At 71.7% G+C, this 24,378-nt stretch carries 17 protein-coding genes; 12 read left to right on the plus strand and 5 right to left on the minus strand.

What is annotated here, in order from left to right; genetic code table 11:
- Positions 1 to 1,386 (minus strand): carboxyl transferase domain-containing protein, encoded by a 1,386-nt coding sequence (locus tag AB0F81_RS05280; protein WP_360191247.1) that lies wholly within the window; start codon positions 1,384 to 1,386, stop codon positions 1 to 3.
- 269 nt (positions 1,387 to 1,655) lie between these two features.
- Complete coding sequence (locus AB0F81_RS05285) at positions 1,656 to 2,333, minus strand: Crp/Fnr family transcriptional regulator (RefSeq protein WP_014447921.1); 678 nt, start codon at positions 2,331 to 2,333, stop codon at positions 1,656 to 1,658.
- A 299-nt stretch (positions 2,334 to 2,632) separates the two neighbouring features.
- On the opposite strand from AB0F81_RS05285, the gene AB0F81_RS05290 reads away from it, so the two are divergent.
- From AB0F81_RS05290 to AB0F81_RS05310, 5 genes are all read left to right on the plus strand, one after another.
- Entirely contained in the window at positions 2,633 to 3,733 is a 1,101-nt protein-coding gene (locus tag AB0F81_RS05290; protein WP_360191252.1) for a CapA family protein, read from the plus strand.
- A 113-nt stretch (positions 3,734 to 3,846) separates the two neighbouring features.
- Positions 3,847 to 4,575 carry an endonuclease III gene (nth, locus tag AB0F81_RS05295; RefSeq protein WP_360191393.1) on the plus strand — a complete coding sequence of 243 codons (729 nt, stop codon included), beginning with the start codon at positions 3,847 to 3,849 and terminating at the stop codon, positions 4,573 to 4,575.
- Positions 4,572 to 5,132: a TlpA disulfide reductase family protein gene (locus tag AB0F81_RS05300; RefSeq protein ID WP_360191255.1), complete on the plus strand. Its 561-nt coding sequence runs from the start codon at positions 4,572 to 4,574 to the stop codon at positions 5,130 to 5,132. Before nth ends, AB0F81_RS05300 begins: the two co-directional genes overlap by 4 nt.
- Positions 5,129 to 5,857 carry a CoA pyrophosphatase gene (locus tag AB0F81_RS05305; protein ID WP_360191258.1) on the plus strand — a complete coding sequence of 243 codons (729 nt, stop codon included), beginning with the start codon at positions 5,129 to 5,131 and terminating at the stop codon, positions 5,855 to 5,857. Before AB0F81_RS05300 ends, AB0F81_RS05305 begins: the two co-directional genes overlap by 4 nt.
- Positions 5,858 to 5,885: 28 nt before the next feature.
- A complete protein-coding gene (locus AB0F81_RS05310; RefSeq protein ID WP_360191261.1) occupies positions 5,886 to 7,064 on the plus strand; it encodes a MarP family serine protease in 1,179 nt (392 codons plus the stop codon).
- 533 nt (positions 7,065 to 7,597) lie between these two features.
- Here the strand turns inward: AB0F81_RS05310 and mycP are convergent.
- Together mycP and eccCa are read right to left on the minus strand one after the other, a co-directional pair.
- On the minus strand, positions 7,598 to 8,896 hold the full coding sequence (gene mycP, locus AB0F81_RS05315; RefSeq protein WP_360191264.1) for a type VII secretion-associated serine protease mycosin: 1,299 nt from the start codon (positions 8,894 to 8,896) through the stop codon (positions 7,598 to 7,600).
- A gap of 98 nt (positions 8,897 to 8,994) precedes the next feature.
- Positions 8,995 to 12,948 (minus strand): type VII secretion protein EccCa, encoded by a 3,954-nt coding sequence (gene eccCa / locus AB0F81_RS05320; protein ID WP_360191267.1) that lies wholly within the window; start codon positions 12,946 to 12,948, stop codon positions 8,995 to 8,997.
- A gap of 150 nt (positions 12,949 to 13,098) precedes the next feature.
- Between eccCa and eccD the strand changes: the two genes are divergently transcribed.
- Positions 13,099 to 14,508 (plus strand): type VII secretion integral membrane protein EccD, encoded by a 1,410-nt coding sequence (gene eccD, locus AB0F81_RS05325; protein WP_360191270.1) that lies wholly within the window; start codon positions 13,099 to 13,101, stop codon positions 14,506 to 14,508.
- Positions 14,509 to 14,641: 133 nt separating this feature from the next.
- Here the strand turns inward: eccD and AB0F81_RS05330 are convergent, their stop codons facing one another.
- A complete protein-coding gene (locus AB0F81_RS05330) occupies positions 14,642 to 15,142 on the minus strand; it encodes an inorganic diphosphatase (RefSeq protein WP_360191273.1) in 501 nt (166 codons plus the stop codon).
- A 2,259-nt stretch (positions 15,143 to 17,401) separates the two neighbouring features.
- Between AB0F81_RS05330 and dacB the strand changes: the two genes are divergently transcribed.
- The 6 genes from dacB (at position 17,402) to folE (ending at position 24,375) form a co-directional block, all read left to right on the plus strand.
- Complete coding sequence (gene dacB, locus AB0F81_RS05335; RefSeq protein WP_360191276.1) at positions 17,402 to 18,760, plus strand: D-alanyl-D-alanine carboxypeptidase/D-alanyl-D-alanine-endopeptidase; 1,359 nt, start codon at positions 17,402 to 17,404, stop codon at positions 18,758 to 18,760.
- Between the two features lie 54 nt (positions 18,761 to 18,814).
- Positions 18,815 to 19,855: a zinc-dependent metalloprotease gene (locus AB0F81_RS05340; RefSeq protein ID WP_360191279.1), complete on the plus strand. Its 1,041-nt coding sequence runs from the start codon at positions 18,815 to 18,817 to the stop codon at positions 19,853 to 19,855.
- On the plus strand, positions 19,855 to 20,823 hold the full coding sequence (gene tilS / locus AB0F81_RS05345; protein ID WP_360191282.1) for a tRNA lysidine(34) synthetase TilS: 969 nt from the start codon (positions 19,855 to 19,857) through the stop codon (positions 20,821 to 20,823). Before AB0F81_RS05340 ends, tilS begins: the two co-directional genes overlap by 1 nt.
- A gap of 64 nt (positions 20,824 to 20,887) precedes the next feature.
- Positions 20,888 to 21,463 carry a hypoxanthine phosphoribosyltransferase gene (hpt, locus tag AB0F81_RS05350; protein ID WP_360191285.1) on the plus strand — a complete coding sequence of 192 codons (576 nt, stop codon included), beginning with the start codon at positions 20,888 to 20,890 and terminating at the stop codon, positions 21,461 to 21,463.
- Between the two features lie 252 nt (positions 21,464 to 21,715).
- The gene (ftsH, locus tag AB0F81_RS05355) at positions 21,716 to 23,731 is read left to right on the plus strand and encodes an ATP-dependent zinc metalloprotease FtsH (protein WP_360191287.1); all 2,016 of its coding nucleotides are present in this window, start codon (positions 21,716 to 21,718) and stop codon (positions 23,729 to 23,731) included.
- Positions 23,731 to 24,375: a GTP cyclohydrolase I FolE gene (folE, locus tag AB0F81_RS05360; RefSeq protein WP_360191396.1), complete on the plus strand. Its 645-nt coding sequence runs from the start codon at positions 23,731 to 23,733 to the stop codon at positions 24,373 to 24,375. Before ftsH ends, folE begins: the two co-directional genes overlap by 1 nt.
- Positions 24,376 to 24,378: the final 3 nt, after the last annotated feature.

Genomic DNA, 24,378 nt, shown 5'->3' on the forward strand with positions numbered 1-24,378 from the left:
TCAGGGTCGGAAAACACCGACATGTCCGGCACCCTCCACGGCCGCACTGTGCACCGCGGAGAGGCAGAGGCCGAGGACCGTACGGGTGTCGCGGGGGTCGATGACGCCGTCGTCGGCCGAGGAGGGGCCCTTCGCCGGCCAGCTGAACCCGAACCGGGGCTCGCCGGCGCGGTCCGCCGTGTCCGCATCGGCCTCGCCGATGGTCAGGACCAGGTGGGGAACGGCCGACTTGGCCACCGCGTGCACCAGCGGGGCGTCGTGCCGGGCGTCGGTCTCCTCGTCCCCGGGGGCGCCGCGGTGCCGCAGGAAGAGCAGCGGGGTGGCGGTGGCGTTGGCCAGGTGCAGGAAGTGCACCGCCTTCTGCGCCTCGGCCGCCGAGCACGGGCCGCTCGGGGTGGCCAGCACCCCGAGCGGATAGCCGTGCAGCTCACCCCAGCCGGCCAGCACGCCGGTGCTCTGGCCGGGCTTGAACTCGTCGAAGTCGCTGTCGTCGAGGATCCGGGCGAGCACCTCGCGCGGCTCGAACCCGGCCGGGTCGGCGGCGGCCAGGGTCAGCAGGTCTTCGGCGTCGTAGCGGGGCGGCGCCGGATGCGGGGTACGCGGCGGCGGGCCGTGCTTGCGCCAGTTCAGGCGGCGTACGCACTGCCGGGCGAGCCGCAGCCCGTCCCGCTCGTCCTCGGCGAGCTGGTCGGCGGGTCCGGCCGGGCCGGCCGGGACGACCGGCGTGGCCCGGACGTCGACGCTCGCGTGACCGTTGGCGGAGCCGCGCACCGGCTGCGGATGGATGGTGAGCACCTTGGCGTGCCCGCGCACCATGATCGTGTAGTCGGAGAGGGCCGGCAGGTAGGCCGCGTCCCCGGTGGTGAGCCCGAAGATCACACAGATGGTGGGCGCCCGGTCGGCGGTGAGCCGGCTCAGCTCGCGGGCGATGCCGCCGGCCGAGGTGCCGCTGCCCGAGGATTCCACCAGGTTCACCATCGGCAGGCGGTTCACCGAGGCGATCCGCGCGGCCCGGCGGATCTTGTCCGCGGTGTACGGGTTGACCGCCCCGCCGTCCACGGTCGGGTCGTTCGCGATCACCATGCACTCGACGCCGGCGACGACGCCGACCCCGGTGACCACGCTCGCGCCCACCGGGAACTCGGATCCCCAGGCCGCGGCCGGGGAGAGCTCCAGGAACGGGCCGTCCTGGTCGAGCAGCATCTCGATGCGCTCACGGGGCAGCAGCTTGCCGCGCGCGTGATGCCGGGTGACCCACTTCTCCCCGCCGCCCGCGCGCGCCTGGTCGAGCACGGCCTCGAGCTCGGCGAGCAGTTGCAGGGTGGAGCTGCGCCCCTCCAGATAGGCGGGGTCGCGGGGGTCCAGCGCAGTGTCGAGCACGGTCATGCGGTACTTCCCTGGACATGCCCTCCTGGCCCTCGCGTGCGGCTTCCCAGGGCAGGCGCGGCCGGGTGCCGCTCGGTGCAGTCGGTCATGCCTGTGCCACCTTTGCCATGCCCCTTCCCTGTCACGCCGGTGCCTCTCGGCCACCTCCGTAACGAGGATCCGTGCGGGTGCGACACGGACTCGGGTGCATCGGTCCGGTCCCACGAACAGGTGGAACGGACACGAATAAGGGGCCGCCCGATGGGCGGCCCCTTATAAGCGTGCTTGTGTCAGACGCGAGCCCGGCGGGCCAGCCGCTCCGGGTCGAGAATGATCACGCTCTTGCCGTCGAGCCGCAGCCAGGCCCGGGAGGCGAAGTCGGCGAGCGCCTTGTTCACCGTCTCCCGGGAGGCGCCGACGAGCTGGGCCAGCTCCTCCTGGGTGAGGTCGTGGGTCACCCGCAGCACGCCCCCGTCCCGGGTGCCGAACCGGCCGGCCATCTGCAGCAGGTTCTTCGCCACCCGGCCCGGGACATCGGTGAAGATCAGGTCAGCGAGCGCGTCGTTGGTCCGGCGCAGGCGGCGGGCCAGCACTCGGAGCAGCTGCTCGGCGATCTCCGGCCGGTTGTTCAGCCAGGGCCGCAGTGACGACTTCTTCAGCCGCGCCAGGCGACTGTCCGTGACCGCGGTCGCCGTCGCCGTACGCGGACCGGGGTCGAAGAGGGACAGCTCGCCGAGCATGTCGGACGGACCCATGATCGAGACGAGATTCTGTCGTCCGTCCGCCGCCCGGCGACCGAGCTTGATCTTCCCGGAGAGCACGATGTACAGGCTGTCGCCGGCCTCGCCCTCGTTGAAGACCACGTCGCCCTTACGGACTTCGATCGTGTCCATCTCCTTGGCGAGCGCCTCGGCGGCTTCCGGGTCAACTCCCTGGAAGATTCCGCTGCGAGCCAGTACCTCATCCATCGCCGCACCTCCGAAAACGCGCAACGTCTGCGCTCGATCAGTCTAGGCGCACGCGGGCGGGAAACGGGCGGCCACCCCTTGATCCAGATACTGGACGGTAACCAGATTTGCCATGACCGCCAGTGACAATTCGGCGGTCCGGGCATATCAGGACAGGCCTTTCGTCTGTCGATCCCGCTTGCGGACCGACGGTATCGTCCCGGTCGATGAATTCGCACCCCCCGTCCCACCGCCAGGGCCTTTTCGGACGACCTGCTCTGACCGTCACCATTGCCGTTGCTGCCCTGGTTGGTGCCGGTTTGGGGGGTATTGCCCTGGCGCAGCGGGACAACGACGAGGATCCGCGCTGGAGTCCGCCCGCGGCGTCCGCACCGGCCGCCACGGCGACCGCCACCAGCCAGGATGCTCCTGTCGAGGAGTCCGCGACGGTCGAATCGATCACGCTCTCCGCGACCGGCGACATCATCATGGGCAGCGCGCCCAACAAGCTCCCGGCGAACGACGGCGACGGCTTCTTCGACTCGGTCCGTGACGGGCTCGCCGCCGATCTGGTGATGGGCAACCTGGAGCAGCCGCTCACCGGGGACACCGGCACGTCCAAGTGCGGGTCGCCGCCGCGGCCCAACTGCTTCGCCTTCCGGGCGCCGCCGGCCTATGCCGAGCACCTCAAGGACGCCGGTTTCGAACTGCTCAACACGGCGAACAACCACTCCAAGGATTACGGCACCCAGGGGTACCGCAACACCACGGAGGCGCTGGAGAAGGCCGGGCTGGAGCACACCGGGGCCGAGGGCCAGATCACCGTGGTCGAGGTCGAGGGCGTCAAGGTCGCGGTGCTGGGCTTCTCGTCGTACGCGGGGGCGAACAACCTGAACGACCTGCCCGCCGCCCGGGCCGTGGTCAAGGAGGCCGCGTCGCAGGCCGACCTGGTCGTGGTGCAGGTGCACATGGGCGCCGAGGGCTCGGACAAGACGCACGTCAAGCCGGGCACCGAGCTGTTCTTCGGGGAGAACCGGGGCGACCCGATCAAGTTCAGCCACACCGTCATCGACGCCGGCGCGGACCTGGTCGTCGGGCACGGGCCGCACGTGCTGCGCGGGATGGAGTTCTACAAGGGCAAGCTGATCGCGTACAGCCTGGGCAACTTCGCGGGCGGCGGCCGGACCCTGTCGCGGGACGGGGTGCTCAAGTACTCCGGGATCCTGCACGTGTCGCTGACCAAGGAGGGGGAGTACGCGGGGGGCAGGTTCCTCTCCACGTACCTCAACGGCAACGGCGTACCGATCCGGGACGCGAAGAACGAGCGCGGCCGCAAGATGGTCGCCGAGCTCTCCGCGTCCGACTTCGACGAGACCGCCGCCACGATCGGCGACGACGGGACGATCAAGCCGTCGGCGTGACCGACCTTAGGGAGCGACCGACGTACTCTTTACCGGTGAACCGACCCCGCGCAGCGTCTCCTGCCCGTTTCGCGCGGGAAACGGAGCTGGGCCGCAAACGGCGGGCCCGCAAGATGAGCCGGGTGCTGACCGAGACCCATCCGGACGCGCACTGCGAGCTCGACTTCACCAACCCGCTCGAGCTGGCCGTCGCGACCATCCTGTCCGCGCAGACCACCGACGTCCGGGTCAACCAGGTCACGCCCAAACTCTTCCAGCAGTACCGGACGGCCGCCGACTACGCCGCGGCCGACCGGGCCGAGATGGAGCAGTTGCTGCGGCCCACCGGGTTCTTCCGGGCCAAGACCAATTCGCTGATCCGGCTCGGTCAGGCGCTGATCGAGCGGCACGACGGTCAGATCCCGGGCCGGCTGGACGAGCTGGTGAAACTGCCCGGCATCGGCCGCAAGACCGCCAACGTCATCCTGGGCAACGCGTTCGGTGTGCCCGGGATCACGGTCGACACCCACTTCAAGCGGCTGACCAACCGCTTCGGCTGGGTCGACGAGCAGGACGAGGTGAAGATCGAGTTCCAGGTCGGGGACCTGATCGAGAAACGCGACTGGACGATGCTGTCGCATCGGGTGATCTTCCACGGGCGGCGGGTCTGCCACGCCCGCAAACCGGCCTGTGGCGCCTGCACGCTGGCGACGATGTGCCCGTCGTACGGGACGGGGCCGACCGAGGCCGCCGCTGCGGCGAAACTGCTCAAGGGACCGCGCGCCCGCGACCTGGCCGTGGCCGCCGGCGTCGACCCCGACCTGGTTCCGGCCGCCGCGGTGCTCGCCCCGGAGGAACCGTGAGGCGGTTCCGCGGGCTGCCGGCGGCCGCCGCCGTCGTGCTGGCGATGTCGTCGTGCACTGCCGCCGCCGAGCCGGACGAGCCGGAGACACCGTCCCCCTTCGCTGACTGCCCCGCGCCGGCCGGTGCGCCCGCCGTCGCGAGCGAGCTGCCCGACCTGACGTTCGCCTGCTTCACCGGCGGCCAGGAGGTCGCCCTGCACACCCTGCCGCGGCCCGCTGTGATCAACATCTGGGCGTCCTGGTGCGCGCCCTGCCGGGACGAGCTGCCGGTCATGCAGGGGCTCGCCGACCGGACCGCCGGGCAGCTCACGGTGATCGGCGTGGACAGCTCCGACCGGCGCGAGGCGGCCGCCTCGTTCGCCGCCGACAACGACATCAGCCTGCCGACGCTCGTCGACCCGGACGGGAAACTTCAGGCGGCAGTGAAACAGGCAGGCCTGCCGGCCACCCTCTTCGTCGACGCCGACGGCGAGATGTACGTGCATCGCCGCGCCCTGGACGTCGACGGCGTGATCGAGCAGGTCCGGGAACACACCGGGGTGACGGTGACACGATGAGCCACGGACAGATCCTCAACCGGCCGGACGATCTGCCGTCCTGGTTCGAGCCGCTGCTGACCCGGGCCGGGCAGTGCCGCACCGAGGACTTCACCACGCTGCGCCAGCCGGCCGGCGGTGACGGGCGGGCCAGCGCGGTCCTGGTGCTGCTCGGCGAGAGCGAGCCGGCCGCGGACACCCCGGGCGGGCCCGACCTGCTGGTGCTGCAGCGGGCCGCGACCGTGCGCAACCACGCCGGTCAGCCCGCCTTCCCGGGCGGGGCCACCGACCCGGAGGACGCCGACGCGGCCGCCACCGCGCTGCGCGAGGCGGACGAGGAGGTCGGCCTCGACCGGTCCAGCGCGGACGTGCTGGCCCTGCTGCCGGACCTGTGGATCCCGGTCAGCCGGTTCGTGGTGACCCCGGTGCTGGCCTGGTGGCGGAACCCGCACCCGGTGCGCCCACGGCAGCCCGCTGAAGTGGCGCATGTCGCCCGGCTGCCGATCAGTGAACTGGCCGACCCCGCCAACCGTATTCGGGTGCGACATCCGAGCGGCTGGATCGGGCCCGCCTTCCAGGTTCGTGGACTGCTCGTGTGGGGCTTCACGGCGGGGGTGATCTCGGTTCTGCTGGACATGGCCGGCTGGTCGCAGCCGTGGGAGCCGGGCCGCATCGTCGAACTGCCGGACGCCGCCGCACCCGTGCCGGCGGCACGCGGTGGGGCGCCCGACGAGGTGGTGCCGTAAACGTGCGCCGGACTTCTACGCTAAGTGAGTGCCTGTGGTCGATGTCTTCCTGATCGTGCTGATGCTGCTCTTCGCGGTCAGCGGCTACCGCCAGGGCTTCGTCATCGGCGCGCTCTCGCTGGGTGGGTTCTTCAGCGGTGTCCTCATCGGCCTGCAGCTCGGTCCGCTGATCGCGCGACAGTTCGCCGACGGCACGGTGCGGCTCGTCGTGTCGCTCGCGGTCATCCTCACCCTGGCCGTGCTCGGGCAGACCCTGGCCGGCTGGCTCGGCACCAACCTGCGGCGCGGCATCTTCAGCAAGCCGCTGCAGCACCTCGACGACGCCGGCGGCGCGGTCATCTCGGTGGTCGCCCTGCTGCTGGCCGCCTGGCTGGTGGCGGTGCCGCTCGGATCCACCCCGTTCCCGGCAGTCAACCGGGAGTTCCGCAGCAGCGCGATCCTCGGCGGCATCAACGGCCTGATGCCGGAGGAGGCGCAGACGCTCTCGTCGGCGCTGCGCGACACCCTGAACACCAGCGGCTTCCCCGACGTGTTCGGCGGCCTGGCCCGCACCGAGGCGAAAGAGGTCGCCGAGCCGGACCCGGCGCTGCGCAACTCGGAGGTCGTCCGCGACTCCCGCCGCTCGGTGCTGAAGATCCTGGGCGCGGCCCCGAGCTGCTCGCGCCGCATCGAGGGCACCGGCTTCGTCTACGCGCAGGAGCGCGTGATGACCAATGCGCACGTGGTGGCCGGCACCAAGGAGGTGGTCGTGGAGACGTCCCGCGGTCAGCTCGAGGGCAAGGTGGTGGTCTACGACCCGAAGCGGGACCTGGCGGTGCTCTACGTGCCGGGCCTGCGGGCGCCGATCATGTCGTTCGCCAACAAGGAAGCGGCGAGCGGGGCGAACGCGATCGTGCTCGGCTATCCGCAGGACGGGCCGTACAACGCCCAGTCCGCTCGCGTGCGCGACGTCAGCCGGATCACCGGCCCGGACATCTACGACGCGGCCGACGTGACCCGGGAGATCTACACGATCAAGTCGCTGGTCCGCAGCGGCAACTCGGGCGGCCCTCTGATCGACCCGACCGGCGCGGTCCTCGGCGTCATCTTCGCCGCGGCGGCCGACGACAAGAATGTCGGCTTCGCCCTGACGGCAGACGAGGCAGCAGGAGTGGCGAAGGCCGGCCGCGAGAACACCAAGGGCGTCCGCACCGGCGAATGCGCCTGACCACCCCAGCCCCGACCCGCCCACCCTGTCCGGCTTACCTTGCCCGGCCCGGCCTTGCCCGGCCCGGCCTTGCCCGGCCCGGCCTTGCCCGGCCCGGCCTTGCCCGAGCTGGCCCGGCCTTGCCCGGCCCGGCCTTGCCCGAGCTGGCCCGGCCTTGCCCGGCCCGGCCTTGCCCGAGCTGGCCCGGCCTTGCCCAGTTTGCTCTTTGTCGGCTCGGTCTTTGTCCGGCTTCAGTTCGTTGGGGCCAACCCGGCCTGTTCCGCTGGTTCGCTTACCGTTGCGCGCGCCGCCACCTGACCGGTGCCGACCGCGAACAACCCGCACCCCCTGCGGCGAGGGGAGGCGGTCGGCGGCAGAAGGTTCGAGTGCTGTCTAGCTGCCCGGCAGCGGTGCAGGTTGCGGGTTATGGGCTGAGGGCTGCGGGCTGCGGGCTGCGCAATCCTGCCAGCCTTGGGACCGCGCTTTATGGCCGAGCAGGTTTCGGCTGCGGGGACCTGGGTTAGCTACGTGATGCCGGGTCCTGGCGGCCCGGCTCAGCCCGTCGCGCGGGCGAAGCGGCGGATCGTCACCGCTGCGGCGATCGCGGAGATGACGAAGAGCAGGATGGCGATCCATCGGGCTTGATGTGAGTCCTCCGTGGCCGGTGCCGCCGTCGGCGAGGCCCAGCCGCCGGCGTTCGGGCCCGGCGCCCTGGTGGCGGCATGCGGCTGGCCGGACGCTTCCGGCGCCGACTGCGCCTGGCCCGAAGCGGGCGCACTGCCGAACTTGGCCACGCCCTGCGGTGGCGTCGTGTCCAGCGGATTGCCCAGGATGATCGGAATGTCGGCGGTGAGCGCCGCGACCGGATCCACCAACCCGAAGCCGAATTCCGGATCGCGACCAGGGGCGCCCAGATCACGCGCGGTCTTGATCAGCCGGTTGACCACCTCACCGGCCGGCATGTCCGGCCACCGGGACCGGATCAGCGCCGCCGTACCGGCGACCATCGGTGCGGCGAAGCTCGTCCCCTGCACCTTCCAGTAGCCGTCCGGCCGGGCGCCGAGCAGCTGCGTGGCGGGCGCGGTGATCACCGTTTCCTTGCCGGTGATCGAACCCGACCAGAGCTTGTTGTTCTCCCGCTCCACGCCGGAGACGGCCACCACACCGGGCTCCCGTGCCGGATACCAGACGCCGCTGTTCTCCGACGTCGTCGACGCGGTCGCGTTGCCGGTGCAGGCGATCACCACCACGTCCTTGGCGAACGCGTAGTCCAGCGCGGCGGCCAGAGCGGCGCTGGAGCCGCTGCCGCCGAGCGACAGGTTCAGCACCTTGGCGCCATGATCAACCGCCCAGCGCACGCCTTTGGCGACCGTCAGCGCGTCGTCATACCGGTTCTCGGAATCCAGCACCCGAATCGGCAGGATCTTCGATTTCGGGGCGATCCCGACCACGCCGGCGGTGTCGTCGGACCGGCCGGCGATGATGGCCGACACCGTGGTGCCGTGACCGACCGGGTCGGAGTCGCCCTTGCCGTCCGTGTCCACCAGGTCGAGGCCGGGCAGCACCTGGCCCTCCAGGTCGGTGTGGTGGGCGTCGACGCCGGAGTCGAGGACCGCGACCGTCACGCCGGCGCCGTCGGCATATGTCCACGCGCCCGCCAGGTTCAGCGCCTGCACATGCCACTGCTCGGCCCGGGCCCAGTCGCCGTCGGTGGTGGTCGGCTCGGTCAGCGGGCCGAACCGGCTCGGTGCGGGCGCAGCGGTGGCCGCGGTGGCCGGGGCGCCGAACGCGATCAGTCCGGCCAGCACGGCCGCGCCGAGTCGCGACCGTGCAGGCCTGAAGATGTCGCTCACTTCGCTCACGAGTCGGCGTCGCCATTCCTGAGACGGACGGTCAGTCGATGGGGGGAGATTACTCCCAACGGACGGCGTGTCGCTGCGGTCCTTCATGGCTAATCGCACTCCACGTCTGCCGATTTAGCCGAATCGCGAAACGGTGGCAGATGGGCCAGCTGAATCAGCCGGGTTCCCTCACGCCGGGTGATCAGCCGGCCACGCCCTGCAGGCAAAGCGGCAGGTCGCACGGTGCCGAGCAACACGCCCTCCTCCGGTGAGCCGGACATCACCAGTCCCGGTGCGGAAAGCTCACGCAGCCGCTGGATCACCGGCTCGTAGAGGGCCCGCCCGGCCCCACCACTGCGACGGGTGAGCACCAGGTGCAGGCCGATGTCGCGAGCCTGCGGCAGGTACTCCAGCAATGGTGCCAGCGGGTTCACCGGACCGGCCACCACGAGGTCGTAGTCGTCGACGAGAACGAAGAGTTCCGGACCGGTCCACCAGGAGCGATCCCGCAGCTGCTGGGCGGTCACCTCGGGGCCGGGCAGGCGACGCTGCATGTAGCCGGCCACCGACTGCATCAGGTCCTGCGTCTGCTGGGCCTGCATCCCGTACCCGATGCGGTGTTCGGTCGCGGGCAGGTCCATCAGGCTGCGCCGGTAGTCGACCAGGATGATCCGGGCCTGCTCGGGCGCGAAGCGCCGGCTCACCGAGGTGGCGAGCGCACGCAGGAACGACGACTTGCCGGACTCGGCGTCGCCGAAGAGCAGGAAGTGCGGATCGGTCGCGAAGTCGATCGCCACCGGCCGCAGGTCGGCCTCCGCGATGCCGATCGGGATGCGCAGGTCCGCCCCTCGGTCCGCGCCCACCTCGGCATACGGCACGGAGGCCGGCAACAGGCGCACCGCCGGTGCCACCGGGCCCGGCCAGGCCGTCGCGACCGCCTTGACCAGCCCGGCGGTGTCACCCAGCCCGGTCACCTCGGGCCGCAGCGTGAGCAGGTGCAGGCCCCGGCTCCGGTCGGCGGGGTTCTCCACCACACCGCGGCCCGGCTGCTGTTCCGGCACGGCGAGCGCGGCCCGCCGGTTGACGATCGAGTCGGCCGGATCGCCGAGCCGCAACTCGAGCCGGGACCCGAAGAGATCCCGGACGGCAGGCCGGAAATCCATCCACCGGGAGGCGGCGGCCACCAGATGAATCCCGTACGACAACCCGCGCGTCGCCAGGTCGGTCAGCACCGGCTCCAACTCCTCGTAGTCCTTGCGCAGGGTCGCCCAGCCGTCCACCACCAGGAAGACGTCAGCCTCACTGCGGCGCTGCCGATATGCCGCCATCGAGTCCACGCCCAGCTCGGCGAACCGGCGCTCCCGGTCGGCGAGCAGCGTCACCATCTCACCGACCGTCCGCCGCACACCCTCCGCCTCCAGCCGCCCGAACACGCCGCCCACGTGCGGCAGGTCCCGCAGCGTGCCCAACGCGCCACCACCGAAGTCCAGGCAGTAGACCTGCACCTCGACCGGGGTGTGGGTGAGTGCGAGCCCGCAGATCAACGTCCGCAGCACAGTGGACTTGCCGCTCTGCGTCCCACCGACCACCGCGACGTGCCCCGCCGCACCGGCCAGTTGCAGCCACATGACGTCGCGCACCTGCTCACGCGGTTTGTCGATGAGCGCGACCGGCACCTGCAGGCGCCCGTGCAGCGCCGGGTTGGCGAAGGTCAGCCCGCGCACCGGATCCGGCCCCGCCGGCCCGAGCAGGTCGTCGAGTGCGGCCGACCGTTCCAGCGGCGGCAGCCACACCTGATGTGCCGGCGGTCCCTGGCCGGCGAGCCGGTCCACCAGCACGCCGAGCACGGTCTCCCCGGGCGGGGTCTCCTCCCGCCGGGCCGGCTCGACCGGCTCCGGGGCGGCCACGTGCCGGGTGGTCCAGGGCAGAACCAGCGGTCCGCCCGCGTGGTCGGCCGCCCGGCTTGATCCGCCGCCCCGGCGCACCGGCCCCGAGGCGTAGGCGGCCCGGAACCGGGTCAGCGGCTCGGTCCCGAACTTCAGGTAGCCGTGGCCGGGCGATCGGGGCAACTCGTACGCATCCGGCACGCCCAGCACCGCCCGCGACTCCAGCGCCGAGAACGTCCGCAGCCCGATCCGGTACGACAGGTGCGTGTCCAGCCCGCGCAACCGCCCGTCCTCCAGCCGCTGACTGGCCAGCAGCAGGTGCACGCCGAGTGACCGGCCCAGCCGGCCGATCTGCAGGAACAGCTCGATGAACTCCGGCTTCTTCTGCAGCAGCTCGGAGAACTCGTCACAGACCACCAGCAGCGACGGCAACGGTGGCAGCGCCGCCCCGCTCTCCCGTGCCTGCTCGTAATCCCGCAGCCCGGCGAAGTTCCCGGCCCGGCGCAGCAGCTCCTGCCGACGGATCAGCTCGCCGTCGATCGCATCAGCCATCCGGTCGACCAGGGGCAGCGCATCCTCCAGGTTCGTGATCAGCGCGGCGGTGTGCGGCAGCCGGTCCATCGACGCGAAGGTCGCACCACCCTTGAAGTCGATCAGAACGAAGTTCAGCGTCTCCGACGAGTGGGTGGCGGCGAGCGCCAGCACCAGCGTGCGCAGCAGCTCCGACTTGCCGGAGCCGGTCGCGCCGATCAGCAGCCCGTGCGGACCCATGCCGTCCTGTGCGGACTCCTTCAGATCCAGCTCGACCGGGACGCCGTCGGCGCTCACCCCGATCGGCACCCGCAGCCGCTCCCGATGCGGACGGGAACGCCGGGCGGCCACCGTGAAACTCTCCGGATCGGCGATGCCGAGCAGCTCGGACAGGCCCGTGTCGGGGGCACTCGTCGTACCCGACAGGTCCTGTGCTGAGGCCGGCCGCAGCGGCGCCAGCTGCCTGGCCACCGCCTCGGCCTGCGCGGCCGACAGGCCGTCGGCCCGGCCGGCCTCGGCGTCGTGGTCCATCGTGGACGTCTCCAGCGTCCCGTCCTCGCGCACCCGCAGGACCAGCATCGAACGGTCCAGCAGGCGGGGCGGTGCGACGTCCAGGTCCAGCACGGTCACGCCGTCGAGGCTGTCGTCCGGCCGGGCCGCGTCGCCGGTGTCCGCACCGTCGCGCACGACCACGACGTGCGGGACGCTCCCGCCCTCCTGCTCGGGCTGGAACCGGGCCCGGCCGGCGACGACCTCCTCCAGCAGCGGCTCCATCCGCCCGATGGTGGCGGTGACCAGGCGCACCGGGCCCAGCGCGTCGGTGTGGCTCGGATGCCGGGCGTGCGGCAGCCACTTGACCCACTCCCAGGCCGCCCGGCGCTCCGGCCCGGCGCAGACCGCCACGACCAGGTCGCCCGGCGGGTGGAAGACCGCGAGCTGGGTAAGCACCGCGCGGACCAGCGCACGGGCCCTCTCGGCATCGGTGCCGTCGCCACGGACGAAGACCCGGCCGAACCCGCGCAGCGACATCGCCACCGGCAGGTCGGGCACCACCGAGTACGCATCCAGGAACCGTCGCAGCGCACCGGCGGTCATCGGCTCCAGCTCGTCCAACGGCCGGGTCACCGGCGGGACCAGCGGCGTCGACAGCGTCTGCGGACCCACCCCGACCCGCACCACCCCGAAGTCAGGATCGGCCGGCCGCCGCTCCCACAGCCGGTGACTGCCCACCGTGGACCACAACCGCTCCGGATCCGGATGCCGGTAGAGCAGCCCGGCTCGCTGCTTGCGCGCTGTCTCCCGGACCCGGCGCCGCAACCCGGCGAGATGCCGCAGATACTCCCGGCGAGCCGCCACCATCTCGGCTTTCCGTGGCGCGCCGGACGCGCCGAACGAGGTGGTCAGCATCGCCAGCGACGAGATGCCGAACAGGCCGCCGATCACATAGGCATAGGGCCCGCTGCGACCCTGGCCCATCATCATCGCCATGGCCAGGGTGCCGCCCAGCATCGGCAACGCCATCAGCCACTGCTGCCAGCGCCCGCCCACCTGCTCCGGAATCTCCGGAGGCGGGTCGACCGGCAGCTCACCGACCGGGATCTCGGGAGCCGGCCGACGGGCGGACCGCTTGATCGTCACGGTGGCCATCGGTCCCCCTCGGGCGGTTGCGTTCCGTGCCCCATCGATTACGGGGCATCACGATCGGCCCATGCTAGGTAAAGTTCGGCCGGTTCCGCAGCATCAAGTTCATCGATGTGGATAACCCTGGTCGCGCCTGTGGACAACGAAAGGATCCCGGTGAGCGTCGGTCTGGCCCGCGTCACGATCAGCGCGCCCCAGCGTCGTGTCGACGTCGCCCTCCCCGAGCACGTGCCCCTCGCTGAGCTGCTGCCCGAGGTGCTCCAGCACGCCGGCGAAGGCCTCGCCGACGACGGCGAGAAACACGGCGGCTGGTTACTGCGGCGCGCCGACGGCGTCGCTCTGGCCACCGGGCAGGGCCTGCACCCCCAAGGGGTGCGCGACGGCGAGATCCTGCACCTCGTCCCGGCCGGCGACGAATGGCCCGAACTCGAATACGACGACGTCGTCGAGGCCATCGCCGAAGGCGCCCGACGCCGCGGTGGCATCTGGACACCCAGCGCCACCCGCGCGGCGACACTGGCCGCCGCGGCCGTCCCCCTCACACTCGGCTTGATCACGCTGCTCACGGCCGGCCCCGGACAGAGCGCCGGCCCGGCGGGACTCGGCGTCGCCACGCTGCTCACGCTCGCCGCGACAATGGCTTCCCGTGCGTACGGTGACGCGCGCGCCGGCGTGGCCCTCGGCGGATATGCGCTGCCCTACGCGTTCGCCGGAGGCGCGGCCGTCGTCACCTCACACGACGAGGTCGGCATCCTGCCCCTGCTGCCCTGGATCGGCAGCCCCGAACTGCTCGCGGGCTCGCTGTCGGTGCTGCTGTTCGCCGCGTTCGGCGGGATGGGCGTGGCGGCCGGGTCCCGGCTCTTCACCGCAGGCGTGACGGCCGGCCTGCTCGGCGCGTTCACCGCCCTCGTCGGTCTGATCGCCACGCCCACCGGCGCGGCCGCGGTGCTCATCTCGGTGCTGGTCTGCGGCATCGGGCTGCTGCCCCTGCTGGCGGTCCGCCTCGGCCGGACACCACGGCCACCGATCACCCAGCCCGCCGGCGAAGCGGAGACTCCGGACCCCGCCCGGGAACGACTCGACCGGGCTGACGTGTTCGCGGCCGTCACTCGTACCGAAGAATTGCTGGCCGGCATGCTGCTCGCGCACGCCGTCCTCGCGGCCGGGGCCTTCGCGGCCCTGGCCGCGGCCGGCACCCTCTCCGCCCGCATCCTGATCGCGGTCAGCGCGACAGCGCTGCTGCTGCGATCCCGGCTCTTCGTCACGCGGCGTCAGCGCATCCCACTGCTCGCCGGCGGCCTCGCCGGCTTCGCCGCCCTCGGCGCTGACCTGCTGAGCAGCGACCTTCTGGATCTCGATCAGCCCGGCCTGCTGCCGGCCGTGCTCGCCGCGGCCACTCTCATCGCCTTACTCACGGTTGCCATCGGCACGACGTACGCGGAACGCGCGCCCTCGCCCTACATAGGCCGTGCCGCCGACCTGCTGGACGCCCTCGCCGTGATCGCGGTGATCCCGATGGCGTGCGCGGTGACCGGCCTGTTCAGCGCGGTCTCCGGCATAACGTGACCCGGCGGTGGGCCCGAGGGCAGCGGTTCGGTCCATGCCGGAGCGGCGACACTGGATCGGATGCCATACGACCGCACCTGCGAGGCGCGGGCCCCGCAGGTGCGGTCGTCAGCGGTACGGCGGGAGCTTGCGGTCAGTGCTCTCCCTCGGCCTCGGCGGCCTCGGCGCGCTTGAAGGAGGCGCGGATCTCGTTCTCCGCCTCGATGCGGCCGACCCAGGTGGCGCCCTCGACCGACTTGCCCGGCTCCAGGTCCTTGTAGACCGTGAAGAAGTGCTGGATCTCCATCCGGTCGAACTCGCCCAGGTGGTGGATGTCGCGCAGGTGCTCCTGGCGCGGGTCCTCGTAGGGCACGCAGAGGACCTTGTCGTCGCGGCCCTTCTCGTCGGTCATCCGGTACATGCCGATCGCGCGGGCCCGGACCAGACAGCCGGGGAAGGTCGGCTCCTGGATCAGGACGAGGGCGTCCAGCGGGTCACCGTCCTGGCCCAGGGTGCCCTCGATGTAGCCGTAGTCCGCGGGATACTGTGTCGCCGTGAAGAGGGTCCGGTCCAGCCGGATTCGACCCGTCTTGTGGTCGACCTCGTACTTGTTGCGCTGCCCCTTGGGGATCTCAACCAAGACGTCGAAATCCATTATTAGCTCCCCTTTTGCTTGCCCGCTTGAATAGGCCGGTCCGCCGGGCGGGGAAGCGGGGCATGGAAGCAGGGCCCGCAGGATCCGCGCGCAACGGTGTGCCGGATGTCGCTAGTCTCCCCTAAGTCTGACGCCACGGGCGAGGAGGGGCGTGTGACGAGGCAAGATTCACATAACGGTCCGGACAATACCGGCGTGTCGGGTTCGCAAAACGGGCCTGATGACGCTAGTCGGTCGTCGGGCCCCAGCGGTGTGCCCTCGTCACAGCCGCATCTTCCGGGCCGCGCTGCCGTCCCTGGGCGCGGAGATCAGCAGGTCAGCGCCCAGCCGCCGGCCGAGCGCCAGCCGTTCCCGTGGCAGCAGGAGGAAGCGCCACCGCAACCGGGTCGCGCCGCGGTGCCGCCGCCGGGCATGCCGCCTCCGAGCGTTCGGCCATCGCAGCCCCAGGCCACCGGATCGGCCAGCGTCCCACATGCTGGACCGCGAGTGACCGACCTCGCAGGCCCCACCGGAGGTCCCCGCCCCACCAGCGCCGAGAGTCAGGCGGCTGGTCCCGGCGGGCAGCCGATGACTTGGCAGTTCTCAGACCCTGGCGCCGCTCGGGCCGGTGGGCCTGCTGGGCACACGCCCCCGCCGGCCGCGGCGCGAGAGAACGCCGAGCAGCGTGGGCAGTATCCGGCCGCCGGGCAGGCTTCGGTCTCCGGCTCGCAGTCTTCGGGCGGCGGCGAACCTGGGCGCACTGCCGATTCGGGACGGCCGGCTCCGGCGGGCAACGGCCCTGCTCAAGGCACGCCTGGGCAGGCGGCCGTGCCGGGGCCGCGCAGCGCTGAGCCCGGGCCGGAAGCTCCGACCATGCCGCGGTCCTTCGTGCCCACGCCCACCGCAGACGCCGGCACCGGTCGGGCGGCTGTTTCGGCTCCGCAGGCTTCGGCTCCGGGCCGGGCGGCTGTCTCGGCTCCGCAGGCGTCAGCGCCGGGCCGGGCGGTTGTCACGCCGCCCACGGGCCGCGCTGCGGGACAGCCCGCTGTGGCGTCTGCAGAGCCGGGCCGTGCCGGGGAGCCGGCGAGAGGTGAGCGGCCGACTGACACGGCGCCCGGGTCACCTCAGCCAACGACGCAGCCGGGCGCGAGCGAGTACCCGCCGAGCGGGCCTCACCCGGTCGGCCCGTGGAGCGCACCGCCGGCCGGCAACCCTCGGGCCGCCGGCTCGGCGGGGAACCGCACGCCGGGGCAGGCCTCATCGGTGCCCCCTGAGCGGCCGGAGCAGGCTCCAGGCGCTGGCGCAGCGAGAGCGCAAGCGCAGGATCGCGGGCCCGGCGCCGCCGGCGAGCAGGGGCAGGCATCTCGTCCGGTCGGTGGTCAGGGCTGGGAGTCCGGGGCAGCCAACACTGCGGCGAGCGACCAGACGCAGGCTCTGGATCGCCTGGGCAACCCCGTGCCGAAACCGGGCACGTCGGGCGGACCGCAGGCGGCCGGTGGCGCGGGCGGGCGCCCGGCCATCCCCGGGACACCGCAGAATCGGGCGCAAGGGCCGGCTCCGGAGCCCAGCGCACCAGCCGACGAGACTCAAGCGCTCAACGTGCCGGCACGCGAGCCGGTGGGCGAGCGGACCGTCGCCCTGGGCTCGGCCGGCGCTGGGGATCCTGACGGCGGCACTCGCCCGGCGACCGCCCATCCGGCGAGCGGCACCGGCCCGGCCGGCGGCGCGGGGCGGGCGTCGGTCCCGCCAACCACCGCGCTCGGCACGGGCCCGAGCGGGGTTGCCGGCGGCGCGTCCCCGTGGGGCGCTGACCTCCACCGGCAGGCCGAGCCCACCAGTGGCCCGCAGGCAAGGACCGGCATGGCAGGCGTGCCGCAGGGTGCCGCACAACCAGGCATGCCGCAGGGTGCCGCGCCGCAAGGCGCCGCGCAATCGGGCATGCCGCAACCAGCCGCTGGGCGAGCCGGGGTTGCGGCCGTGCCGCAAAACGGCGGCCGCGCTCCGGCCGGGCCGCAGCCGGACGGGGACACGCTCAAGCCCGGCGCTTGGGCTGCGGCCGGGCCGCAGCCGGATGGTGACGTGCATCGACCCGGCGCCTGGCCTGCCGCCGCGCCCCGGGCGGATGGCGACGTGCTTAAGCCCGGCGCCGGCCTTGACGCCGGGACCGGCGACGAAGGCCGCCCCGGCGAGGCACGGTCCTCATCGAGAACGCGTACGAAATGGGTCTCTGCTCTGGTAGCCCTGACGCTGCTGGCGGCAGTGGCGGCTGTCGGTCTCGTCGTGCGACCCGGGCCGGTCGATGATTGGCTCGGCGCCACGCCGACGACCGCGCCCACGCCGGCGCCGACCACGCCCGATCCCAGCCCGACCCCGGTGCTGGCCGCGGCCGAGGCCGACGGTGTCACGCCGGACACGGCGGCGGTGAAGGCCGCGCTGGATCCGCTGGTGAGCGCGGCCGCGCTCGGCACCGCGGTGAACGTCTCGGTGCTGGACGTGGCGTCCGACACCGTGCTCTACGAACGCAACGCCAACCGCATGATCACCCCCGCGTCGACGACGAAGGTGCTGACCGCGGCGACCGCGCTGGCGGCGCGTGGGCCGGCCTACCGGCTGGAGACCCGCGTGGTCGCGGGCAGCGCCCCGGGCGAGGTGGTGATCATCGGTGGGGGTGACGCGTCGCTGGGCACGACCGCGAACAAGCTGTTCCCCGGCGCGGCCCGGCTGGACGATCTGGCCAAACAGGTGAAGAAGGCGCTCGGCGCCACGAAGCCGACGAAGCTCGTGATCGACACCTCGCTGTTCACCGGGCCGGAGACGGCGACCGGGTGGGGTGCGGGGGACATCGGCGCCGGGCAGGTGTCCCGGATCCAGGCGTTCATGATCAACGGTGGCCGGGTGGAGCCGGTGCACAACGAGTTCGGTGGGGATCCGCGGTTCTCGGATCCGGCGCTGGGCGCGGGGCGGGCGTTCGCCAAGATGATCGGCGTCCCGGCGGCCGCGGTGACCAAGGGCAAGGCTCCGGAAGCGGCCGCGGCGCCGGCGTCCGCGGCGGCCGGCGCGCCGGCCGCGGGCACCGAGCTCGGCAAGGTCGAGTCGCCGCCGCTGGTCCAGGTGGTCGAGTGGATGTTGCAGCAGAGCGACAACGTGCTGGCCGAGGCGATCGGGCGCCAGGTCGCGCTCGCCGCCGGCAAGCCGGCGAGCTTCGCCGGCGCGGCCGAGGCGATGAAGGCCAAGTTGAGCGAGCTGGGCCTGCCTGCTGCCGAGGCGACACTGTACGACGCCAGCGGCCTGTCCAACCGCAACGCCATCAGCCCCGACCTGCTGGTGCAGACGCTGTCGCTGGCGGCCGGCGGCGAGCAGGCCGCGCTGAGCAACATGTTCAACGGCCTGCCCGTGGCGGGCTGGTCCGGGACGATGCGGACCCGGTTCGTCACACCCAGCCCCAACCAGAGCGCGCAGGGCATCGTGCGGGCCAAGACCGGGTCGCTGAGCGGCGTCAACACGCTGGCCGGTGTCCTGATCACCAAGGACGGCCGGGTGCTGGCCTTCGCAATCATGGCGAAGGGCGGGGCGAACGCGCTGACCGCACGCTCGGCGCTGGACAGGGTGGCGGCCCGGCTGGTGCAGTGCGGCTGCTGAACCTGGGGGTTTCACCTGAGTGCGGTGTGGAGCCGCGCGGGTACGGTGGGCTGCATGGCGCAGTTCGTTGACTGGGATCTGGCCGCCGCCACCGCGGGCGCCCTCTCCAAATCCGGCCCCGCGGTCTCCTTCGAGGAGGCCACCCAGGTGGTGTCCGAGCTGCGGGCGCTCACCGAGGAGGCGGCCGGCCACGTGGCGGCCTACACGGGGCTGGCCCCACAGGTGGAGGTGCCACCGGTGCGGGTGGTCGACCGCCGCGACTGGGCGAAGGTGAACATCGCCGGTCTGCAGCAGGTGATCGGCCCGCTGGTCAGCCGGCTCTCCGGGGACAAGCCGCCGGGCCCGCTCGCCGAGGCGATCGGCTCCCGGGTGACCGGCGTGCAGGCCGGCACGATCCTGGCCTACCTGTCCGGCCGCGTCCTGGGGCAGTACGAGGTGTTTTCCGCCGACCCCGGCCAGCTGCTGCTGAACGCGCCGAACATCGTCGAGGTCGAGCGCAAGATCAACGCGGATTCCCGGGATTTCCGGCTCTGGGTCTGCCTGCACGAGGTGACGCACCGGACCCAGTTCACCGCGGTGCCCTGGATGCGCGGCTACTTCCTGGGTGAGGTGCAGGCTTTCGTCGACGCCTCGCAGGGTGGCGAGCACCTGCTGGAGCGGCTGCGCCGGGGAGTGGCGACGCTCTCCGACGCGGTGCGCGACCCGGAGAGCCGGCTCTCGGTGCTGGACATCGTGCAGACCCCCGGGCAGAAAGCCGTGCTGGACCGCCTGACCGCGCTGATGACCCTGCTGGAGGGGCACGCCGAGTTCGTGATGGACGGGGTCGGCCCCGAGGTGATCCCCACGGTGGAGTCGATCCGTTCCAAGTTCAACCGCCGCCGCGAGAGCGGCAACCCGCTGGAGAAGGCGATCCGCCGCCTGCTCGGCGTCGAGGTCAAGATGCGGCAGTACGCGGAGGGCCGCAAGTTCGTGCACGGCGTCGTGGAGCGGGTCGGGATGACCGGCTTCAACAAGATCTTCACGTCGCCGCTGTCTCTGCCCCGGTTGGAGGAGCTGGGCGACCCGGACGCGTGGGTCGCCCGGGTTCACGGCTGATGGCCCGGATCCCGCCGCCGGTGGCGGCGGTGCGGGCCGCGGTGCGCGGTGCGCTGCCTCCCGACGGGCTGGTGCTGATCGCCTGCTCGGGCGGCGCGGACTCGCTGGCGCTGGCGTCGGCCGCCCAGTTCGTGAGCCGGGGCCGGGTCGGCCTGATCACCGTGGATCACGGCCTGCAGGAGGGTTCCGACCGGCGGGCGCGGTCGGTGGCCGCCTGGGCCCGGGACGCCGGTTTCGACCCGGTGCGGATCGAGACGGTTTCGGTGGCCGGCCTGCCCGGCGGGCCCGAGGCCGCGGCCCGCACCGCGCGTTATGCGGCGTTGAGCACCGCCGCCGCCGAGCTGGGAGCGGCCGCGGTGCTGCTCGGGCACACCCGCGACGACCAGGCCGAGACGGTGCTGCTGGCGCTGGCCCGGGGCGCCGGGCCGCGCGGGCTCGCCGGGATGCCGGCCAGCCGCGGGGTGTTCCGCCGGCCGCTGCTCGACGTCTCCCGGGCGGAGACCCGCAAGGCGTGCGCCGCGCTCGGTCTGGCGCCCTGGGAGGACCCGCACAACACCGACCCGGCGTACGCGCGGTCCCGCGTCCGCGCCTCGGTCCTGCCCGCCCTGGTCGACGCGCTCGGCCCGGCCGTGCTGGACAACCTGGCCCGCACCGCGACCCTGCTGGCCGAGGACACCGCCGCGCTGGACGCTCTCGCGGATGCGGCGCTGGAGACGGCTCGCTCCTCCGCCGGGCTCACCGTGTCCGTTCTCGCCGGGCTGATGCCGGCGATCCGCGGCCGGGTGCTGCATCGCTGGGCCCGGGAGCTGGGCGCGCCGGGCGGTGCGCTGGGCTACCGGCACGTGACGTCGCTGGACGCGCTGGTGACCGGCTGGCACGGCCAGGGTCCGGTGCATCTGCCCGGCGGAATCGGTGTGGCACGCCGCTCGGGCGACCTCGTTCGGGTGGTTCCGGCATATAGCAAGTGAGCTTGCTGACCGGAATCCGGCCCCGTTCGACCATCCGTAACCTCGATGGGGCAGGCTTATCCCCATGGCTGATGGCTCTTGGTACGACGCCGACATCGACCACGTGATCATCTCGGAGCAACAGATCCGGGACAAGATCGACGAACTTGCCAAGCAGGTCTCCGCGGACCACACCGATGCCGCTGACGGGATTCTGCTGGTCTGCGTGCTGAAGGGCGCGGTCATGTTCATGGCCGATTTCGCCCGGGCGCTCGGGCGGCACGGTCCGTCCACCGAGATGGAGTTCATGGCCGTGTCCTCGTACGGGCAGGGCACCACCACCTCGGGCGTGGTCCGCATCCTCAAGGACCTGGACCGCGACATCACCGGCCGGCACGTGCTGGTGGTCGAGGACATCGTGGACTCCGGTCTGACCCTGTCCTGGCTGATGAAGTACCTGGAGTCGCGGTCCCCGGCGAGCGTCGAGGTGGTCGCGCTGTTCCGTAAGCCGGATGCGGTGAAGGTGCAGGTCCCGGTGCGTTACGTCGGCTTCGACATCCCGAACGAGTTCGTGGTCGGTTACGGTCTGGACTTCGCGGAGCGTTACCGGGAGTTGCCGTACGTCGGGGTTCTCAAGCCTGAGGTGTACGCCCGTAGCTGAACCGCTTTCTCAGCGTGTTCTCAGTATTGGTCGTTATGGGCGGTTTTGCACATGAACCGCCCTGACTTACCGCCGGGTACGGGGGGTTCGCCCTACTGCCTCACGGGTTCGCAAACGGCACCTACGGTGTACGGTCGAGTGACCAATGGCGTAGTCGTCACAAGCGCCTGCGGGGCCGCGGGTGCGCGGCGACGTTGAGGTTGACCAGGACGCCGATCAGGAGGGTCCGGGCGCTTGGCGCCCGACAACAGTATGGAACGTACGCGTTTCTTCCGCCGCCCGGTGGTCTGGATCATTCTAGTGATCATCGGCGTAGTCGCGCTGAGCTCTTTCTTCACCAGTGGTCCCAGCTACCAGCGGGTAGACACTTCGGTCGCCCTTGAGCGCCTGAACCAGCCCGGCATCGAGAAGGTCGTCCAGAAGGACAAGGAGCAGACGCTCCAGATCGATCTGGCTAATCAGGAACGGTTCAACGGCAAGTCGACCGACAAGATCGAGACCCAGTACCCGTACGAGGTCGGCGACGAGATTTGGAACGAGGTCAACGAGGCCAAGGCGGCCGGCCGGATCAGCGGCACGGTCAACGCCACGGTCTCCGGCGACAACATCCTCCTCAGCCTGCTGATCAACCTGCTGCCGATCGCGATCCTCGTGGTTCTGCTGCTGCTGTTCATGTCGCAGATGCAGGGTGGCGGCTCCCGGGTGCTGAACTTCGGCAAGTCCAAGGCGAAGATGATCACCAAGGACACGCCGAAGACCACCTTCGCCGACGTGGCGGGTGCCGACGAGGCCGTGCAGGAGCTGCACGAGATCAAGGACTTCCTGCAGAACCCGGCGAAGTACCAGGCACTCGGCGCGAAGATCCCGAAGGGCGTGCTGCTCTTCGGCAGCCCGGGTACCGGTAAGACGCTGCTGGCCCGCGCCGTCGCCGGCGAGGCCGGGGTGCCGTTCTACTCCATCTCCGGTTCCGACTTCGTCGAGATGTTCGTCGGTGTCGGCGCCAGCCGGGTCCGTGACCTGTTCGAGCAGGCCAAGTCGAACGCTCCGGCGATCGTCTTCGTCGACGAGATCGACGCCGTCGGCCGGCACCGTGGCGCCGGCATGGGCGGCGGCCACGACGAGCGCGAGCAGACGCTCAACCAGCTGCTCGTCGAGATGGACGGCTTCGACACCAAGGGCGGGGTCATCCTGATCGCGGCCACCAACCGGCCCGACATCCTCGACCCGGCGCTGCTGCGTCCCGGCCGTTTCGACCGGCAGATCCCGGTGGACAACCCCGACATGGAGGGCCGCAAGGCGATCCTGCGGGTGCACGCCAAGGGCAAGCCGTTCACGCCCGACGTCGACCTCGACTCGGTGGCCCGCCGGACGCCCGGTTTCTCCGGCGCCGACCTGGCCAACGTCATCAACGAGGCCGCGCTGCTGACCGCCCGGAACGAGAAGCGGGCGATCTCCAACGAGTTCCTCGAAGAGGCGATCGACCGGGTCATCGCCGGCCCCGAGCGGCGCACCCGGGCGATGAGCGACAAGGAAAAGAAGATCACCGCGTACCACGAGGGTGGGCACGCGCTGGTGGCCTACGCGCTGCCGCACTCCGCCCCGGTGCACAAGGTGACGATCCTGCCGCGCGGCCGCTCGCTGGGCCACACGCTGGTGCTGCCGACCGAGGACAAGTACACGCAGACCCGCGCCGAGATGATCGACACCCTGGCGTACGCGCTGGGTGGCCGGGCCGCCGAGGAGCTCGTCTTCCACGAGCCCACCACCGGCGCCGGCAACGACATCGAGAAGGCCACCGGCCTGGCCAAGGCCATGGTCACTCAGTACGGCATGAGTTCCAAGCTGGGCGCCGTGAAGTACGGCACCACCGGTGACGAGCCGTTCATGGGCCGCAGCATGGGCCACGAGAAGGCTTACTCGGACGCGGTCGCCGCCGACATCGACGGCGAGGTGCGCGCGCTGATCGAGCTCGCCCACGACGAAGCGTGGGAAATCCTCGTCGAATACCGCGACGTCCTCGACAACATGGTGCTTGAGTTGATGGAGAAGGAAACCATCACTCAGGAAGACATGAACCGGATCTGCGCCCGGGTGCAGAAGCGCCCGCCGATGTCGCCCTTCAACGGCTTCGGCAAGCGGCTGCCGTCGGAGGCGCCGCCGGTGCTCACCCCCGCCGAGCGGGAGAAGCTCAAGGCGCAGGCGGAGGCGGACGGGCAGATCGCCGTCGGGCCGAACCCGAACGCCAACGGCGCGGAAGGCAGCAACTAATTACTACGCAAGACGAGCTCGACTATCTCGCCGCCCGGCTGGTCGACGGCAAGCTCACCGGAACCCCGGTGGAGCAGGCCGTCGACCTCGGGCGGATCGAGAAAGCGATCCGGGAGATCCTCATCGCGATCGGTGAGGACCCGGATCGTGACGGTCTCCAGCGCACCCCGGCCCGGGTCGCCCGGGCCTACGCGGAACTCTTCGCCGGCCTGCGAGTCGACCCGGCGACCGTGCTCACCACCACGTTCGAGGCGGACCACGAGGAACTCGTCCTGGTCCGCGACATCGAGCTGCAGAGCATGTGCGAGCACCACCTGCTGCCGTTCAAGGGTGTCGCGCACATCGGCTACATCCCCGGCACCGACGGGCGCATCACCGGCCTGTCGAAACTGGCCCGGCTCGTCGAGGTTTTCGCCCGCCGGCCGCAGGTGCAGGAGCGCCTCACCTCGCAGATCGCCGACCTGCTGATGGAGCAGCTCGGCGCCCGCGGCGCCATCGTGGTCCTGGAGTGCGAGCACCTCTGCATGGAGATGCGTGGCATCCGCAAGGCCGGCGCCCGCACCGTCACCAGCGCGGTGCGCGGCGGTTTCCAGACCGACGGCAAGGTCCGCGCCGAAGCGATGGCCCTGATCAACGCCCGGTAAGCC

Source organism: Actinoplanes sp. NPDC024001 (assembly GCF_040638955.1).
In the GTDB taxonomy this organism is placed as follows: domain Bacteria; phylum Actinomycetota; class Actinomycetes; order Mycobacteriales; family Micromonosporaceae; genus Actinoplanes.